The sequence below is a fragment of the Nostoc sp. ChiVER01 genome (assembly GCF_034531155.1).
GTDB lineage: Bacteria > Cyanobacteriota > Cyanobacteriia > Cyanobacteriales > Nostocaceae > Nostoc.
The window spans coordinates 188,805-206,953 of sequence record NZ_JAVRBS010000010.1 but is presented as its reverse complement, the minus strand read 5'-3'; the positions used below and the strand labels follow the sequence as shown (position 1 = coordinate 206,953).

Annotated in this window: 13 protein-coding genes; 6 read left to right on the top strand and 7 right to left on the bottom strand. The window is 40.7% G+C overall.

Going from position 1 to position 18,149, the window contains the following annotated elements; all coding sequences use genetic code 11:
* Both RMY00_RS15815 and RMY00_RS15810 read right to left on the bottom strand, forming a co-directional pair.
* On the bottom strand, positions 1–2,665 hold a 2,665-nt coding region (locus tag RMY00_RS15815), incomplete at its 3' end, for an NACHT domain-containing protein (RefSeq protein ID WP_322648437.1).
* A 32-nt stretch (positions 2,666–2,697) separates the two neighbouring features.
* Entirely contained in the window at positions 2,698–4,890 is a 2,193-nt protein-coding gene (locus RMY00_RS15810; protein WP_322648436.1) for an NACHT domain-containing protein, read from the bottom strand.
* Positions 4,891–5,105: 215 nt separating this feature from the next.
* On the opposite strand from RMY00_RS15810, the gene RMY00_RS15805 reads away from it, so the two are divergent.
* The 3 genes from RMY00_RS15805 to RMY00_RS36175 all read left to right on the top strand — a co-directional run bounded on the left by RMY00_RS15805 (position 5,106) and on the right by RMY00_RS36175 (position 7,215).
* Positions 5,106–5,867 (top strand): Uma2 family endonuclease, encoded by a 762-nt coding sequence (locus RMY00_RS15805; protein ID WP_322648435.1) that lies wholly within the window; start codon positions 5,106–5,108, stop codon positions 5,865–5,867.
* A gap of 190 nt (positions 5,868–6,057) precedes the next feature.
* The gene (locus RMY00_RS15800; RefSeq protein WP_322648434.1) at positions 6,058–6,912 is read left to right on the top strand and encodes a bifunctional class I SAM-dependent methyltransferase/HIT family protein; all 855 of its coding nucleotides are present in this window, start codon (positions 6,058–6,060) and stop codon (positions 6,910–6,912) included.
* Positions 6,913–7,086: 174 nt separating this feature from the next.
* Positions 7,087–7,215, top strand: coding sequence for a hypothetical protein (locus RMY00_RS36175; protein WP_416212069.1), 129 nt, complete (start codon positions 7,087–7,089; stop codon positions 7,213–7,215).
* A 12-nt stretch (positions 7,216–7,227) separates the two neighbouring features.
* On the opposite strand, the gene RMY00_RS15790 is transcribed toward RMY00_RS36175, so the two are convergent.
* Complete coding sequence (locus RMY00_RS15790) at positions 7,228–7,947, bottom strand: Uma2 family endonuclease (RefSeq protein ID WP_322648432.1); 720 nt, start codon at positions 7,945–7,947, stop codon at positions 7,228–7,230.
* Between the two features lie 684 nt (positions 7,948–8,631).
* Between RMY00_RS15790 and serA the strand changes: the two genes are divergently transcribed.
* Both serA and prmA read left to right on the top strand, forming a co-directional pair.
* Complete coding sequence (gene serA / locus RMY00_RS15785; protein ID WP_322648431.1) at positions 8,632–10,212, top strand: phosphoglycerate dehydrogenase; 1,581 nt, start codon at positions 8,632–8,634, stop codon at positions 10,210–10,212.
* Positions 10,213–10,283: 71 nt separating this feature from the next.
* Positions 10,284–11,204, top strand: a complete 921-nt coding sequence (gene prmA / locus RMY00_RS15780) for a 50S ribosomal protein L11 methyltransferase (protein WP_322648430.1) — start codon at positions 10,284–10,286, stop codon at positions 11,202–11,204.
* Positions 11,205–11,771: 567 nt separating this feature from the next.
* Here the strand turns inward: prmA and RMY00_RS15775 are convergent.
* Together RMY00_RS15775 and RMY00_RS15770 are read right to left on the bottom strand one after the other, a co-directional pair.
* The gene (locus tag RMY00_RS15775; protein ID WP_322648429.1) at positions 11,772–15,227 is read right to left on the bottom strand and encodes a tetratricopeptide repeat protein; all 3,456 of its coding nucleotides are present in this window, start codon (positions 15,225–15,227) and stop codon (positions 11,772–11,774) included.
* An 81-nt stretch (positions 15,228–15,308) separates the two neighbouring features.
* On the bottom strand, positions 15,309–15,635 hold the full coding sequence (locus RMY00_RS15770) for a hypothetical protein (RefSeq protein WP_322648428.1): 327 nt from the start codon (positions 15,633–15,635) through the stop codon (positions 15,309–15,311).
* Positions 15,636–15,962: 327 nt separating this feature from the next.
* Between RMY00_RS15770 and RMY00_RS15765 the strand changes: the two genes are divergently transcribed.
* Positions 15,963–16,685: a class I SAM-dependent methyltransferase gene (locus RMY00_RS15765; RefSeq protein ID WP_322648427.1), complete on the top strand. Its 723-nt coding sequence runs from the start codon at positions 15,963–15,965 to the stop codon at positions 16,683–16,685.
* A gap of 8 nt (positions 16,686–16,693) precedes the next feature.
* Here the strand turns inward: RMY00_RS15765 and RMY00_RS15760 are convergent, their stop codons facing one another.
* Positions 16,694–17,122, bottom strand: a complete 429-nt coding sequence (locus RMY00_RS15760; RefSeq protein WP_322648426.1) for a DUF202 domain-containing protein — start codon at positions 17,120–17,122, stop codon at positions 16,694–16,696.
* Between the two features lie 352 nt (positions 17,123–17,474).
* Positions 17,475–18,140: a hypothetical protein gene (locus RMY00_RS15755; protein ID WP_322648425.1), complete on the bottom strand. Its 666-nt coding sequence runs from the start codon at positions 18,138–18,140 to the stop codon at positions 17,475–17,477.
* Positions 18,141–18,149: the final 9 nt, after the last annotated feature.

Sequence of the window (18,149 nt, the reverse complement as noted above, 5' to 3'; positions counted from 1 at the left end):
TGCTGGCTAATGCTTGGATGGCTGCACCTCGCACATCCTCTTCATAATCAGCAGTAGCGCGGTCTTTGAGAATCGAGTGGGTATCCGGGTCATCTTTGAAATTGCTGGCTAATGCTTGGATGGCTGCACCTCGCACATCCTCTTCATAATCAGCAGTGGCGCGGTCTTTGAGAAACGAGCAGGTGTCTGGGTCATCTTTGAAATTGCTGGCTAATGCTTCGATGGCTGCACCTCGCACATCCCCATTCTTATCAGCAGTAGCGCGGTCTTTGAGAATCGAGCGGGTGTCCGGGTCATCTTTGAAATTGCTGGCTAATGCTTCGATGGCTGCACCTCGCACATACCCATCATCATCAGCAGTAGCGCAGTCTTTGAGCCAATGTAAAGTATTGCTGTTATCTTTCCAAATTACGGCGACTGTTGCAACTGCTTGAGTGCGAACTTCCTGAACTAGCTTAGTTTCTTCCTCATCAAAGAAGGAGTAATAGTACCAGAGGTCATATTTAGTTAAGTCTTTGAGTTTTTCAAGCAATTTATTAGCCACTGACGCAATCACCGAGCGATTTCTCACTTCTGCAAGACACTTGGCCGCTAAAAACAAATTGATAAACTTTTCCTCTTCACCATCTTGCACCATTAAGTAATCAAGAATTTCACCAACAAATTTCGCATCAATCATTCCTGCAATTAGCCGCAATACCTCATGCCAAGTTTCATCTTGCCAGTGCTTACCAAAAACTTCAGTTTTGAGATTCTTAATTGTAATACTGCGTTCCTTCTCAAACTGCCAGACAAACTCCCAAGCACAGAAATATTCTAAAAAAGTCCGATGCACAAAGGCATAGTAATCTGCACCCAAGAAACATAAAATAAAATTGCGCTCTCGGAGTTGCTCAATGATCAACTGCGCTATTTTTTCTCCTTGATGAACTTCTATACTATATAAATACTCAATTAAAATCTTTTCTAAATCATCCTTATTAATCAAGTTGCCTGCTAAACCTTTTTCACTGGTTTGCATTCTGTAAGCAACTTGACGTAACATCTCTTGTTTATCTTTATAATCAATAGTTGCTGATTCTACCTGAATCAAAAGTTTTTCTAAATCCCATTGCTGCAACAGCACTCGTGACGCTTGGCTATAGAGTTCTGATCTATCTCTTGGTAGTTCTTGATTGCGATTGAGAATTGCCATCATTGTTAGCAGCAAAGGATTAACAGCAAGTTGGCGAATTGCTGGATAATCCTGAATTGCTCTTTCTAAGCGTTCTTTTTTTCTTTGCTTTTCTAGGAGGTCACTAAAAGCAAAATTGTGCCAACGGTTAATAAACTCCTGAATCTGTTCTCGTTCTAAATCTTGCAGCATAAAATGCCGAAAGCTAATATCTCGCAATCTTTGAGGCTGATAACCAATGACGCGAGAAGTCACTAGCACTCGTACTAAGGGATAGTTATGAGTGAAATTAATAATATCTGTAATAGCTTCTTCTCGTTTACTTGGTTCAAATACTTCATCTAATCCATCAAACATGACAAATGCCTTGCCAGTTTTGAGCAAACTATCAAGTTGATATTGGTTCAGAGAACAAATAAACCCGCTTCCTTGCTGAAAAAACTCCAAAAAATTCCGGCATTCTTGATTATCTCGACTTCGTACATAAGTGCGGAGTTCAATCAGCAAGGGAATTGGTAATGATGATATATCCTGAATTGGAGTTTCTGCCCATTGTAGTGTTAAATATTGCAATAAACTAGACTTACCAGAACCAGGATCGCCTAAAATTACTAAATATTTGCCAGTCTGTGGTTCGTCAATTACTTCTAATACAGAGCGGCTAGATTGTTGAGCGTAAGACTTTTTATATTGTTCTAAAATTTCTGGTTGAATATCAAAATCTTCTTCCAGTTGTCCACTTCTTTTAAGTCGTTCCATATGTTCTTTGGGTAACTCATAAACTTGTGGTAAAACTTCATTCACCTCACGCACATTTTGAGCTACAAACATATTCCATAACTTTAAGCTGTAACTGTAACCTGAAGTATCAAAAGAATCGAGTCTTAAATGTCCATAAGCTTTTTGAATTTCTGCCCGATAACGCATCAAGTCAAAATCAGGTACAATCCCAGCAATTTCTTGGATATTTTGCTGGATGACTGCGATATTTTGAACATTTAGGATGAAATCTAATTCATCGGCTTCTCGCAGAATTGCCTTAATTTTTTTAGTATATCGTCTGGTTAAACTTTGCCAGCTAAAATCAGCAGGTAGCGGAAGTAATTTTAATTCATCCCAAATCGCAGCTAAAGTATCAGCATCGGGTACTGCATCTGGTAAAAATGGCTTTCCTAATTCTAAGAGTGTAGTTTCTTGATGAATAAACTGCTGTAAGGAGTTAATGTATTGCTTGAGTTCTGCTTCAGACAATTCTGCATCTTCTAATTGCTGTTGAACCTGCAACAAAAATTCTTTCAAAGCTTGACCAAAAACAATTTCTAACCTTTCTTTCTGTCGAATTCCTATATCAGAAGGAAAATTTCGCAGAATTTGAGCGAAAAAGTTTTGGGTATATTTTTTTAAATCTTCTCGCGCCAGTTTCTCTAGGAGAGTCTTAAAGACAAACCCGAATGCATTTGTGACTCCCCAAACAACTAGCCAGTCTAGCATCAATAGCCTAACTCCATATCTCTAACTCTATTTTACTGAGCTAAGGCTTCAAGCCACAGTAATGTTTCCGAGTCATCTTTCCAAGTATCTTTAATAACCCCAGCAGCCCTTTTACGCACTTCATCTGTAACCTCTGGTTGAGTTTCAACCAAATTTTTAATTTTGTCAAGCAGTCTTTTGTCTGTTTCTCTAATCAAAGAACGAGTTCTCAGATTTTGCAGACATTCTGCTGCAAGCAATAAATTCTCAAAACCATGTTCTTGTCCATTTTGTTCTGCTAAACAATCTATAAGTTCCGCAGCAAACTTTTGATGAATTTTGCCAGTAATTAAAATGATCACCTCACGCCAAGCCGCATCTGTCCATCGTTGAACAAAAACTCTTTGTTTCAGTTCATCCAAAGATATAGTACGTCCATGTTCATATTCGCAAATAAAATGCGAAGCACAAAAATATTCTAAAAAAGTTCGATGCACAAAGCCATAAGTATCTCCTCCGAGAAAACACAATATAAAACTACGATTTGTTAGCTGTTCACGTAATGACTTAGCCTGTAAATAAGGTTCATTAATTTCTTTAGCTTTTAAATATTCAGTCAGAATTGTTTCTAACGCCTTTTTACTGATAACTAAACTATTGCCGATAAAATTTGCATCTGATTGCATTTTGTAAGCAATTTGACGCAACATTTCTTTTTTGTCGTAATATTCTAATCTGGTCTGGTCTGGTAGATATTTTCTTTCTGCATCCCACTTGTGCAATAACACCTCTGATGCGTGTTCATAAAGAGTTGCTCTATCCCTTGGCAATTCCTCATGTCGATTCAAAATTGCCATCATTGTCAGCAGCAGAGGATTACCCGCTAATTCTCTAAATGTGCGAGAATTTTCGATACACTTTAATAAGCGATCGCGTTTTGTATTTCCTTCATGTTGATCTGCAAAAGCTAATTTATGCCATTGAGTAATAAATCCCTCAATTTGCTCGTGTTCTAAATCTTGCAACATGAAGTGACGAAAATTTGCATCTCTAAATCGATGACGCTGCTGCTCGTAACCAACTACCCTAGATGTAACTAAAACTCGTACTTTGTCATAGGTTGTAATAAAGTTAATAATATCAATAACCACATTTTCCCTTTCTCCTGGTTCGAGTACCTCATCCAAGCCATCAAATATCACCATTGTTTGCTGAGTTTTCAGCCATTGTTCTAATTCTTTTTGATTAAGAGTTCCGCCAAGTACACCACTTGCTCTCTCGAAATACTCCAAAAAATTGTAGCATTGCGAATTTTTACGATTTTCAATATAGTTGCGTAATTCAATTAATAAGGGTAATTCTTGTAAGTCTAAATAATTGTTTGTAATTCTTGCCCATTTCAATGCCCTATATTGAGCTAAAGTAGATTTACCAGAACCCGGATTTCCTAATATAACTGTGTACTTGTAATTTTGTGGGTCATTAAGTATATCCAAAACTGAAACGTTAGTTACTGGTGTCGTTAACTGCTCACAGACATTTTGCGGTACAAATATATTCCATAAATCGAGGCTGTAATTACATCCGCTAGTGTCCAAACTCTCTAGCTTGAGTTTGCTATAAGCAGTAAGCAACCCTAATTTATAACGACGGAAATCAAAATCTGGTAAAATGGGAGTAAGTTGTTCTAAACTTTCTCGCATTCTTGACAGATTTTGTGAATCTAATAGTTTCCTTAATTCGTCAGAATCTTGTAAGATATAATCGATTTTTTTAACATATCGTTTGATAAGCTGCTGCCAATTAAAATCTGCTGGTAAAGTTTTTAAATTAAGATTATTCCAAGCCTGTATTAATATTCCAGCATCAATACTTTGATGATCAACTTCTGATGTAGTAACCCCTAATGATTTTTGGAAAGGTTTACCCAGTTGTTTAAGAACCTCTGCATTAAGAACAAAATTATCTAATGAAGCTTGATAACTCTTGATTTCATCTCCTTCGATTTCATTATCTTCTAGTTCCTGCTGTACCAATCCTAAAAATTCTTTCAGAGCTTTACCGAAAGCATTCTTCAAAGAAATTTCTTTAGCTAGATCAACTTTGTCTTTAATACAAACACTAAAGAAATCTTTAACGTAATCTTCTAAAGCATCTATAGCTAAATTCGCAATTTTTTCTAGAATTGGTTTAAAAATAAAACCTGCGACGTTAGCAACACCCCAAGCGATTAAAAACTCTAGCATTTAAATTTTTTTAGCTAAGTTTAACAAAACATTTCAGAAGTATAATATATTGCTAAGAATATTTTGGATGAATTTTTATGTTTTTTTAAGGTCAACGATCACTGAAAACTATAGCTAACACAAACATTCTCTTTACCTCTAAGCTTAAAAGCGATGCTAGCTGAAGATTTGTTAAAAATAACTAATAACTGTGCATGGATATTAGGAATAATTTTATGGTTCTACAAGTTAACCCCATCCAAAAAGAACCAATTGTTACTTGGGAAGCACTTCCAGCCGACTTCATTTTACCAGACGATCCAGTGGAAAATATTCAACAACCCGCGATCGCTGCTGCGCTTACCGATGCTTTAGGAAGCACAGGACGCATCCAACCCCAGATGCTGATTGGCTCTAATTTTGGACTTGTAGCCACAGTTAACAAAAAAATCGTTGTCAAAGCACCAGACTGGTTTTACGTTCCTCAAGTGCAGTCTGTGGGAACAAATGTAGTTCGTCGTAGCTATACCCCGAATTTAGAAGGTGCTGCTGTAGCTGTGGTGATGGAATTTCTCTCAGATACAGAAGGTGGAGAACTATCAGTCCGTTCAACTCCACCCTACGGTAAACTCTATTATTACGAAAAGATTCTCCAAGTTCCAACCTACGTAACCTACGACCCTTACGAACCAAGCATAGAACTACGCTGCTTGCAAAATGGACAATATACCTTGCAGCAAGCAGACGCTAATGGACGTTTTTGGATTCCTGAGTTAGAGTTATTCCTCGGAATTTGGCAAGGTGAAAGATTATGCCAAACCATGAACTGGCTGCGCTGGTGGGATAGAGAAGGAAATTTGCTGTTGTGGAGTAGCGAACAAGCTCAACAAGAACGCCAACGTGCCCAACAGGAAAGCCAACGTGCTGAACAAGAACGGCAGCGTGCTGATATATTAGCAGCTAAGTTACGTGAGCTAGGTATTGACCCTGATGCGTAGGCGTAGCCGACACTTCGTCAAGCTACTTCAGCTCCTTTCGACTTTGCTCTTACTTCGACGCCTCCCTTCAGCTACGCTCAGGACAGGCTCAAGGCAAGTCGCTCAGTACAAGTCAGTGACTATCGTAGACATAGCATAACCTGAAGAAATGCTGGGAATAATAATTTTGGGACATTAACACCAAAATTCTATGAAACAGCAAAAAAATCAGTTCAGTCATCTTACTGCGATCGAAAGAAATTATCTATCATTTCCAGCACAGCTTTTATTAAATCAAAACCTTTTACAAGGCAAAATACTAGATTTTGGTTGTGGCTTTGGTAATGATGTTAAAGTATTACGCCAAAAAGGTTTTGATATTACAGGTTATGACCCTTATTATTTTCCAGAATATCCTGATAATAAATTTGATACAATAATTTGCTTTTATGTTTTAAATGTTTTATTTTCTGAAGAACAAACTAATGTCCTTATGGAAATATCCCACTTATTAAAACCAGGAGGTAAAGCTTATTACGCTGTAAGAAGGGATATCAAAAAAGAAGGTTTTAGAGAGCATTATGTTCATAAAAAAGCAACATATCAATGTATTGTCAAACTTCCTTTTATTTCAATTTGTTTAGATGAATATCGAGAATTATATGAGTATGTTCACTATAATTATCAGCGAAATTCATCTAATTATTGTATATTCTGTAATCCCAATAGAACTTTAAAACTATTAACGGAATCAGCGACTGCTTATGCTATATTTGATGGCTATCCTATAAATAAAGGTCATGTTTTAGTTATTCCTAAACGTCATGTAAGCAATTATTTTGAACTACCATTTAAAGAGCAATCTGCTTGCTGGTTTATGGTAAATCAAGTACAAAAAATTCTCACAGCAGAATTTGAGCCTGATGGTTTTAATGTAGGAATGAATATCAATCGAGCCGCAGGTCAAAATATTATGCACGCTAGCATTCATATCATCCCTCGTTACAAAGGTGATACTGTCTCTACTAAAAGTGGAATCAGGAACGTTATTCCTAAAAAACAATAGTTTTTCTGTAATAATTCAGGTTCATAATTCTGTTGTAACTTGACCGTTTTAAAGTAATTATGAAAATTGCTGGAACCTCATGACTTACTCAAACTTATCTTATAATGATTCTTCACCATGTTTTTTCAGTACAATCTCTACATTGTTATCCTGAGTGCCTAGCCTTTCATTTTGATGATGCTAGCGATCGCTGGATACGCTACAGTTGCAGCAATGGAATCAACAGCAATTATCCTCCGAAAAAAAATATTTTGGTCAAAGCTAGAGTATATCTGCTCAGGTAGTGTCTTATACATTTCCTGATATTTACTTCAGTTAAGCCAGATTATCTGGATCTATTCCCAGCGCTCTTAATTGTTCTGTCAATTGTTGCACTCTTTGTTCTGCAACTTTAGCGCGTTGTGCTTCTTGTTGAGCGCGTTGTACTTCTTGTTTTATTTGTTCTGCGGGTGTGAGATACCGTTGTCCTTGCTCATCATACCAATACAACCATTCTCGCGTTACACCGCAATAATTTCCCCTTTCGCAACCAATTCCTAAGCCAATTTCTGGCAGCCAAACGGGGTTTCCCTCTTGCAATTCATACCTACCATTAACTAACTTATGTACTTCTAAATGCGGTTTGCGGCGACGACGAGACGAATAAATCACGTAATAAAGTACACCTAAAGCCTCATATTCAACCAATTTAGTAGTGTATTCCTTGCGATAATTTTGGGAAACTACTTCTAGGACGAAAATCGGTACAACATTTTCATCCCACAGCACATAACTCGGACGCAGTTCTTCATCATAAAATCGCTCTACCCCTAAGCTCAAAAACCCATCTGGAACAATGGCCGGTTTATCGGGGTGATAATAAATACCCATATCTATGCCAAAGAGCCAATCCATACGCTCTGACCAAAGTATCAGCAGGATCGCTTTCAGCAAGCCTGGTATTAATTCTTGTAGTTCATTATCCACAGGCGTTTCATCAGAGTCTGGCAGTTCTTCGGCTGAGGGCAAGTACCTGGGCAAGTTGTACTCTAACATGGCTGGTTTCCCTAAAACTCAAAGGATATTTGGCTCTCTTTGACTCACCAGAATTATAGCGATTTATCCGCAACTATATCATTAGTTTACTAATATATATTAGGTACTCCGCTGATACTAACTAACAGCTTTTAACTACTAGACAATCTTAAATCTGCCAGAATCACGAACAAGAAAATTTATTTGATGCCTAGATTCTAACTGTCACAATCCGATTATCTTAATAATGTAATGTTTTGCTTTGACTAAGGGATACCACTTGTGGTATTGAGAAATAGTCAAGATTCCACGGATATAATAGTTACTAGCTTGTTTGTTGGTAGTGCAGAACATTGCCGAAGCTAAAGTTGCAGCCCAGTCAAGAATGCAGGCATTTCTACTTCAATAAGTAAGTTGCTTAAGATGATAAAATTTTGGTAACTCTTAACTATTAATAAATATATAGGTACTAAGTGCTATTAATGCTTTATATTTAGCGACAGGGTGGTGCAAACTGCCACTCATGTTCCAATACTTAGGAGGCAGTACCGATTGAGAGCAACTTATGCTTCGATACCATTACCACGCAACGTAAGTAAAAGTTAAGTTGATATTAAAACGAATAATTTTTGCTGAATTGTGACAGATAAAGACTAAACTAAAAAGTCTTGTGCAGCAAAACCTGTAGCTTTAAATGAAGTAATCATGTCGAAGGTTCTTGTCTCAGATTCTATTGACCAAGCTGGAATTGACATTCTTTCGCAAGTTGCTACCGTTGATGTCAAACTAGGTCTAAAACCAGCAGAACTGATCGAAATTATTGGTGAGTATGACGCGCTGATGATTCGCTCTAGTACGCGTGTCACCCAAGAAATCATTGAAGCTGGCACTCAGCTAAAAATCATCGGTCGTGCTGGTGTGGGTGTGGATAATGTGGATGTTCCGGCTGCCACTCGCCGAGGAATTGTAGTAGTCAATTCTCCAGAGGGAAACACGATCGCCGCCGCCGAACATGCGCTAGCGATGATTTTGGCTTTGTCTCGCCACATCCCCGATGCTAATGCTTCGGTGAAACGCGGTGCATGGGATCGCAATAGCTTTGTCGGTGCGGAAGTCTACAAAAAAACTCTTGGCGTTGTCGGTTTGGGTAAAATTGGCTCTCATGTTGCGGCTGTAGCTAAGACAATGGGCATGAAACTTCTAGCTTATGACCCTTTTATTTCTACAGACCGAGCTGAACAACTTGGCTGTCAATTAGTTGAGTTAGATTTACTCTTCCAGCAAGCAGACTATATCACCCTACACATCCCCAAAACCCCAGAAACCACCCACTTAATCAATGCCACAACCTTGGCAAAAATGAAACCCACAGCCCGGATTATCAACTGCGCTCGTGGTGGGATCATTGATGAAGTAGCTTTGGCAGCAGCTTTGAAAGCGGGTAAAATCGGGGGTGCAGCTTTGGATGTGTTCGAGTCAGAACCACTGGGTGAATCTGAATTGCGATCGCTAGGCAAAGAAGTTATCCTCACTCCCCACTTAGGAGCCTCTACCGCAGAAGCTCAAGTGAATGTGGCTATTGATGTTGCTGAACAAATTCGGGATGTACTTTTAGGACTACCAGCGCGTTCAGCCGTCAACATTCCCGGACTCGGCCCCGATGTGTTGGAAGAACTCAAACCCTACATGCAACTAGCAGAAACTCTAGGTAATCTAGTAGGACAGCTAGCTGGCGGACGGGTGGAAGTACTCAATATTCGACTGCAAGGCGAACTCGCAACCAACAAAAGTCAGCCTTTGGTGGTAGCTGCCCTAAAAGGTTTACTTTACCAAGCTTTGCGAGAACGAGTAAATTACGTAAATGCCAGCATAGAAGCCAAAGAGCGCGGAATTCGGGTAATTGAAACCCGCGATGCTTCCATTCGAGACTATGCCGGAACGCTTCATCTAGAAGCCACCGGCACTTTAGGTACTCATTCTGTCACCGGCGCTTTGTTGGGAGAACGGGAAATCCATTTAACTGATGTTGACGGTTTCCCGATTAACGTCCCACCCAGTAAATATATGTTGTTTACTCTGCACCGCGATATGCCAGGGATTATCGGCAAACTCGGTTCTCTACTCGGCAGTTTTAATGTGAATATTGCCAGTATGCAAGTAGGTCGTAAAATCGTCCGTGGTGATGCCGTAATGGCTCTGAGTATAGATGACCCTTTACCAGAGGGCATTTTGGATGAGATTATAAAAGTCCCTGGTATTCGGGACGCGTATACAGTAACACTTTAAAAGTCAGGAGCCAGGAGTCAGAAGAAATAATTCCTCCTGACTTCTGAATTCTGACTCCTGAATTCTGAAAGATGGCAAACACCTGGTGGGAACTACAGATTTTATGTGAGCCAGACCTAGAAGATTCGATCTTTTGGCGACTGGAGGATTTTGGCTGTCGTGGAACAGCTAGTGAAAATAAAGGAAATTCATCTTTAGTCAGGGCTTATTTATCGACAATTCAAACGCAGCTGCTAGATTTGGCTGCGCTGTCGCTGTGGCTGCGTCAAGATGCTCTCTGTGTAGGAGTTTCATATCCCTCACTGCAATGGCAGTTAATTGATGAGGAAGATTGGGCGACTAGCTGGAAACAATATTGGCATCCGCAAGAAATAGGCGATCGCTTCCTAATCAACCCCGCTTGGCTACCATTACCAGAAACAACGGAACGGTTAGTGATTCGTCTTGACCCTGGTGTAGCATTTGGTACGGGCAACCATGCCACTACTCAACTATGTTTGGAATCCTTGGAAATGCGGCTAAGTGGAGTTCCTCAGTCGTTTGTGGGTGCTAGTGGCAAACATGAACATCTGGTAATTGCGGATATTGGCTGTGGTTCTGGTATCCTTTCTATTGGGGCGCTGCTACTGGGAGCAGAGAAAGTCTATGCAGTAGATAATGACCCTTTAGCGGTGCAATCAACTATCAGTAATGGTGCGCTCAACGATATTAGTTCAGAACGTTTACTAACTGCACTGGGAAGTGTAGACGTTTTGACAAAACTGCTTGAAAATCCAGTGGATGGTATTGTTTGCAATATTTTGGCTCATGTAATTATTGAATTAATTCCAGAAATGAGTGCGATCGCTAAACCTGAAACTTGGGCGATCTTCAGTGGTATTTTACTAGAACAATCTAAAGGTGTTGCTGATGCTTTAGAACAAAATGGTTGGGTGGTTGCTACCCTGTGGAAACGAAAAGAATGGTGTTGCTTGAATGCACGGCGTTCTTAACTCAGTAGGTAGTACCGCAAGGCGGAAGTCAAAAGTCAAAAGTCAAAAGTCAAAAGTATTATGGAATAAGCTATTTAGGTATTTTAAATGGTTGCTCTATTTACGCCGTGGTGTACTATTATTGCGATCGCAGTCTCCGACAACCAAGCCACAAGTCTCAAAAACTGCTGAACGAGTATCAAAGACTCATTAATGGAGTTCAAAGCCTCTTTAATGAAGCTCAAAGACTCATTAATGGAGTTCAGAACCTCTTTAATGAGTATCAAAGCCTCTTTAATGGAGTTCAAAAGCCTCTTTAATGAAGGTTAAAGGCTCATTAATGGAGTTCAGAGCCTCTTTAATGAAGCTCAAAGACTCATTAATGGAGTTCAGAACCTCTTTAATGAGTATCAAAGCCTCATTAATGGAGTTCAAAGACTCGTGGATAAATCAATTTAATGCAAAATAGGCGATGATCGCTTACAGGAATTCTTCAAAATAGGCGACAGATGCCAACCTGTAAAGCCAAATTCAATTCTCACTTTCTTAATTACGAATTACGAACTTGTACTGAGCGTAGCCGAAGTATTACGAATTACGAATTAAATCTTGCACTCTCGCCACCACTTGCCCTAATCTCTCAGCACGAGGAGATTGGATACGCTGCAATATCTCCAAGGCTGGTTGCAAATAATCTAGTGCTTGATTGTAATCGCCCTGTTGTTTTGCTATATGCCCTAAACACCACAACGTCATTGCCTTGCCTTGGACATAGCCGATTTGTTCATCGAGAGCAAGGGATTGTTGATAAAGGGCGATCGCTCCTTCTATTTCTCCGGTATTGGCTTTGAGCATTCCCAATTGGTGCAACGTCGTCGCCTTGCCTTGGACATAGCCGATTTGTTCATAGATAGCAAGAGATTGTTGATAAAGGGCGATCGCTTCTTCTATTTCTCCGCTATTGGCTTTGAGTATTCCCAAACAGTGCAACGTCGTCGCCTTGCCTTGGACATTGCCGATTTGTTCATAGATAGCAAGAGATTGTTGATAAAGGGCGATCGCTTCTTCTATTTCTCCGCTATTGGCTTTGAGTATTCCCAAACAGTGCAACGTCGTCGCCTTGCCTTGGACATTGCCGATTTGTTCTTTGAGAGCGAGGGATTGTTGATAAAGGGCGATCGCTTCTTCTATTTCTCCGGTATTGGCTTTGAGTATCCCCAATTGGCTTAACGTCGCCGCCTTGCCTTGGACATCGCCGATTTGTTCTTTGAGAGCGAGGGATTGTTGATAAAGGGCGATCGCTTCTTCTATTTCTCCGGTATTGGCTTTGAGTATTCCCATTTCGTGCAACGTCATCGCCTTGCCTTGGACATGGCCGATTTGTTCATTGAGAGCGAGGGATTGTTGATAAAGGGCGATCGCTTCTTCTATTTCTCCGGTATTGGCTTTGAGTATTCCCATTTCGTGCAACGTCATCGCCTTGCCTTGGACATGGCCGATTTGTTCATTGAGAGCGAGGGATTGTTGATAAAGGGCGATCGCTTCTTCTATTTCTCCGGTATTGGCTTTGAGTATTCCCAAACAGTGCTTAATTGCCGCTTGTTCTTGTTTATCTTCTAAAGGACAAAGGTTTAACGCTTGTTGATAATGCTTTAGTGCTTGATCAACCTCACCAACTTGGCTCTCACAATAACCCATCTCCTTGAGAACGCGATAGTCTTCAGTAATTTCTAAGGTTGATTTGCACAGCTGCACCGCTTCCCTAAATCGACTTTGTTGCCACCAGCGATTTGCTAAACTGCTTGCTATGTTAGCTGCTTTTTTTTCTTCCTTACCCAGCAGAGCCAAGCGATGAATTTCTAACCGTTGTTCCTCGATTCCTGTGTTAGCCTCTTCCCACCACAAACGATACAACACCTCAGCCGCTTGCTTATGCAATTCCCCATCTGATCGTATTTGCACAGGTAAAATACGCGGCACTCGTAACGCCTCATCATGGCTCACTTCCAACAGTCCCAACGCCACCGCCCGACTAATATAATGTTCCAAATTGGGGATAGTGTCACAAACTGCGGCTAAAGCTTCTCTCGGCACTGGCAACTCAAACACCAAACCCCGTGACAACATCTCCCGCATGGTTGTATCCATCTGTTCCAGCAACGCCTCTGCCAAAACTTGCTCTCGCAACTCCACCGGATCTGCTGCTAACCGATTCAAAATTGTCGCCACATTAACAGTTGTATTTTGCAGAATCTTATCCAACCATTCCAGCAAGCGGGGATTACCATCCGCTAACTTCTGCGCCTGCGATTTTAACGCCTCATCCACCTGAGATTCTGCACCAAAGGCTGTGAGGCGACTAAACTTTTTTTGCAAATCTGCGCCTTGCAGTGCATCCAACGGCTGTTTATAGAAATGCTGCAACTGGGTAAATTCAAAATCGTAACGGCAGGTAATAATGATGCGGTGGGAAGTGGAATTTTCTCTAATTGCCCAAACTAAAGCTTTCATTACCTCTGCTGCTTCTGATTGCAAGACATAACTCTGATTGCGAGGTTCTAAATTCACTTCAAAGTCATCCAGTATCAACAAAAACGGCTTTGCTTCCTCATACAACTGACGGAAAATTCGCCTCAGCCGGAATTCCAATTCTTCATCGTCACCTTGTAAGCTTTCACGTTGTTCTTTCTTATCCAACTGTTTTGCTAACTGATTCACCAAATTGGATTTATCAATTTTCCCCACCCAGACAACGCGCTCGAAATTCGGCAGTCTGTCACAAAGCCTAGCTGCTAAACTACTTTTACCCAAACCGCCCATCCCATGAATCAACACCCCAACTTCATCGCTTGATTGACTCAGCACCCGCAAACAATTTTGCAATTGACGACGACGACCAACAAAACTCTCTCGCGTCGGGACTTTCACCTTACCCGCAGGATCTAAAAACTGGGTAGAAACAGAAAGCGGTGGTGCTGGTTTCCGTCCACGAGTCCGCAAAGGTGTGACTAATGAACTCGGTAAATTGCCTGCTGCATACAGCCGCAATAAATGCCAATCCCGCGCCTTGTTGTTAATTAATGCTTGATAAGTACAAGCAACAGCTTCAGTGATTTGTTTTCCGGCTGATAATTCCTCATATAATGCGGCTGCTGCGGCTGTAGCATCAGGATCTAAAACCTTTTGACCCCAACCTAAAACCGCTTTTGCACCAGATTTCAGCAATTCTTCAGCCATTGACGGCACAGAACCGCCATTACCAGCTTGCCCAGTGCGACAACCAGAGAGGAAAATGAGTTTAGGCAATCGAAATTGTAATTCTTGGGCGATATCCCCAGCACTAGCATAGAAAGCTTCACCTGTTGCTGTTTCCGTAATAAAGCGGGGTTGCCCATCTTGTAAAGTAGCATGACCCGTCAGGTGTAAAATATCAAAATATTCCCTGTCGTAAGCATCAACTAAATAACCCAACTCCGATAAACAGCCGCTTTCTTCCACTGTCAAAGCTAAAGGTTGCCGCTTTGTCGCCTCCAAAATCCGTGCTTCCTCTCCCTCAAAATCCAGCACAGGTTCGACATTCAACGGCGAAGTTGCCATAAACAAAACTTGCAGCGCCCGGTTTTCTGGTTCCCCGTCAATAGTCAATTTTTTTACCGTACTATCCGACACCCAGCGCACCGGGACAATAGCTGGGACTCGCTGAACCAAAAAATTAACGCCATCATGCAGCACTTCCCAAGGCAGATGGGCGAGTTTTTCTGTTGCGGCGATCGCTAACACAATCCCCTCACGCCGATACTTATCTAGCAAGGGTTGCAGAGTGCGATCGCTCCCATCCAACCAGTTATACAACCGCCGTCCAGTTACTACATAATCTTCTGGCAAATCTGCAACGTAATAATCTCGTTCTGCTAACTGAATCAAGTCGGCAATTTCTGCCAGAAGGAGCGATCGCTTTTGATATTCATTTGGATTATCAATAAAGTAACGTAATTCTACGTAATTCTCTGCAACTGGCTTGAGGTCGAGGTGGAGAGTTTGCACGTTCTGAATTTTGAGACTTCAGTATTTGCCTCAAGTTTACCATTTCCGATTTTGTAACAACAGACGCGATTAATCGCCTCTCTACGATTCTAAAATTTGGCGAATTTCTTCTAGGGTTGCATCCTCTAAAAGGATACGTCTGCCATTACGCCCCACAATCAACACCTTTTCAATTCTTTTACCAGACTGTGCAGCTTTATACTCTTGATACCACTTGCGGATTTGTTCAGCGATCGCAATGCTTCCCCCGACAATACCAACGATGGTAGCAACAGTGGCTACTACTGCTTCTCTTTCGGGTGCTTTTGTATTAACTCTGTAGTCACCTGAGATACCAGGTATTGCCAAAAGCGCCTCTGTTGCTGCGATCGCGTCTTTACCCTCAATCGCCAACTGAATTTCTGCCATAGTGTTTATCTGCAAGTAACTCCAGGCTTATTTTAAACAACATCCCAAGGCAATTTCTCAGTTTCCCTATGCCGTATCTTCTTAAAGCTTCATTATGCTTTACATCAAATCGTAATTTTCGCTCTCAAGACTGAAGCATCAGTAGTGAGAATAGGTAATATCAATTCTGTATGAAAATGCGTGGATAGTGCAAGAAATAAAGAACGAACCGCCTTACATTTAATACCGTCCGTAGCGGTGCTATGGTAATGAGAACATAGAACTTACTGCTTGCACTTTGTCTACACTAAAACTGGATTAAAGTAGTTAAAAAGTAATAAAAACCTAATGTCTAAAAAGCCTGATTCACAGTTACAAAATCTTTTTGCTGCCCATCACTCCAACGACTGGCAAGAAAAATTAGTGCAAGTAGCCTATCGTTTTAACCGGGAGTATCAACGTGAAACCTTTGAACTCCCAGCAGAAGTACAGGCGATGCCGATATTCCGGGAGTGGATTGGAGGTAGTTTCTCAAGTAGAATTGCTTCCCCTTTCTGGGAAGTTGCTAAACCTCAAAAAAACCAGCACTGTATAGATATTGGCTGTGGTATCAGCTTTTTAATCTATCCTTGGCGGGATTGGCAAGCGTTTTTTTATGGGCAAGAAATCAGTAATGTGGCACGGGATACCCTTAATTCGCGTGGGCCACAGTTGAATTCTAAGCTGTTCAAAGGTGTTGAGTTGGGAGCAGCTCATCAGTTAAACTATTCACCAGAGCAATTTGATCTAGCGATCGCCACAGGATTTAGTTGCTATTTTCCACTCGAATACTGGAATGCTGTACTAGCAGAAGTCAAGCGCGTATTAAAGCCAGGTGGACATTTTGTGTTTGACGTTCTCAATCCAGAACAGCCTTTAGCAGAAGATTGGGCAGTTTTGGAAACCTATTTGGGGGCTGAGGTGTTTTTAGAGTCTTTGGCTAAGTGGGAAAAAACGATTAAGGCAGCTGGTGCTAAAATCGTAACGCACAAATCAGGGGAATTATTTGAGTTATACAAAGTACGGTTTTAAAAATACTATTACTCAGGGATAACTGGACTTAATGGATCTAAAGAAGTTGTAAAAACAAAATAGATTACTCCAGCGCCGAGAATCATCACAGCGATACTGAACAGCAACACCCAACGGTCTGTCGGTTCATAAGTATCTTCTTCGATATCACGACGGACTGCGAAATAATGTGCCGTTGATAGCCACACGGTAATCAAACCCACTAGTGAGAAGACTAAACCTAACTTCCAGCCGTTGCCAGGACGGGGTACTAAAGGTACATGGAAGGCACGCAGACGCACAATGACGACACCAAAACCTAAAAGAGCAATCCCTGTCCGCATCCAAGCGAGGTAGGTACGTTCATTTGCCAAGTGATCTCGAATTCGGGACGGATTTAATCGTCCTGGCTTTTTTTTATCTTTATCTTCTTCTGTAGGTTTTGATTTTAACTGCATCAATAACACCCTTATCCCCAAAGCGGCTCTTCTCAAAAAAATGTAAAGGTAATAGTAAATCTCTTTCCAGATGACTTGCACCCAGCACAATATTTGCGCTAATGAAATATATCTGTTATGATTGTACATTTTTCTCAATTTATTTTAATGCAGATATCTAAATAAAACAAGCCTGAGCTAATAATTCGTAATTGATAGTACAAAGCAAGTGTAAGTAATAAGGTGTAATTAATAAAACAGCCAATATCAGAGAGGTTTGCACTAGTGTTTATCTTGCTTCTCCTCTGAATATTGGCTGTTACCCTATTTAATGAATAATCATTCAAAAATAGATAAATTATACAGTTTTATTTCAAGACTGATTGCTAGGCGCATTCGGAACTCGTGTATTTAGGATAGCCTGCGATATATCTGGGATAAACCAATTAGCCGTTTTGCTGTTAAGAACTTTCACAGTCGGAACATTTAAGTCAATCGCACCAGTATCTGGATTTGTCTTAATCACCAACTGAGTTCCATCAAGTATTTTTAGAGCGGCTGGGCCTGTCAATTCTTGACCTTTCCCATTAGGACTAGAAGTGAAATTTGCTACTTTGACATCATTCGCTAGATAGATGCCATCACAATCCCAGTTGTTTTGAGTGGACTGACCATTTGCTAGAAAATACAGGTTATTGTCGTATAGGGCATCTTCTTGTTCGTCTTCATCATTTGGTCTTTTGCCATATACAGCGATGGTATTACCTGTTTGGTTTTCGCATTGACCCCAGTTGATTCCCGTCTCTAAAGCATATTTTTGCAGTGTTAATTCTTCGGTTCTCTTTTGAATTTCTTCTGGTGTAAGACCTTCAACTTGAGTTTGGGCATCTTTTGTCTGAGAGAGTTCTTTCAGAGCTTTAGTAACTTCGATATAGTCAGGGTTTTTGCTAAACTTTGGTCGATCAGCAAAAGAAGGTTGAGCAAGGGCGAGATTCACCAAAACCATCAAGACAATTAGCAGAGATTTCCAGATTTTCATGTTTTGACT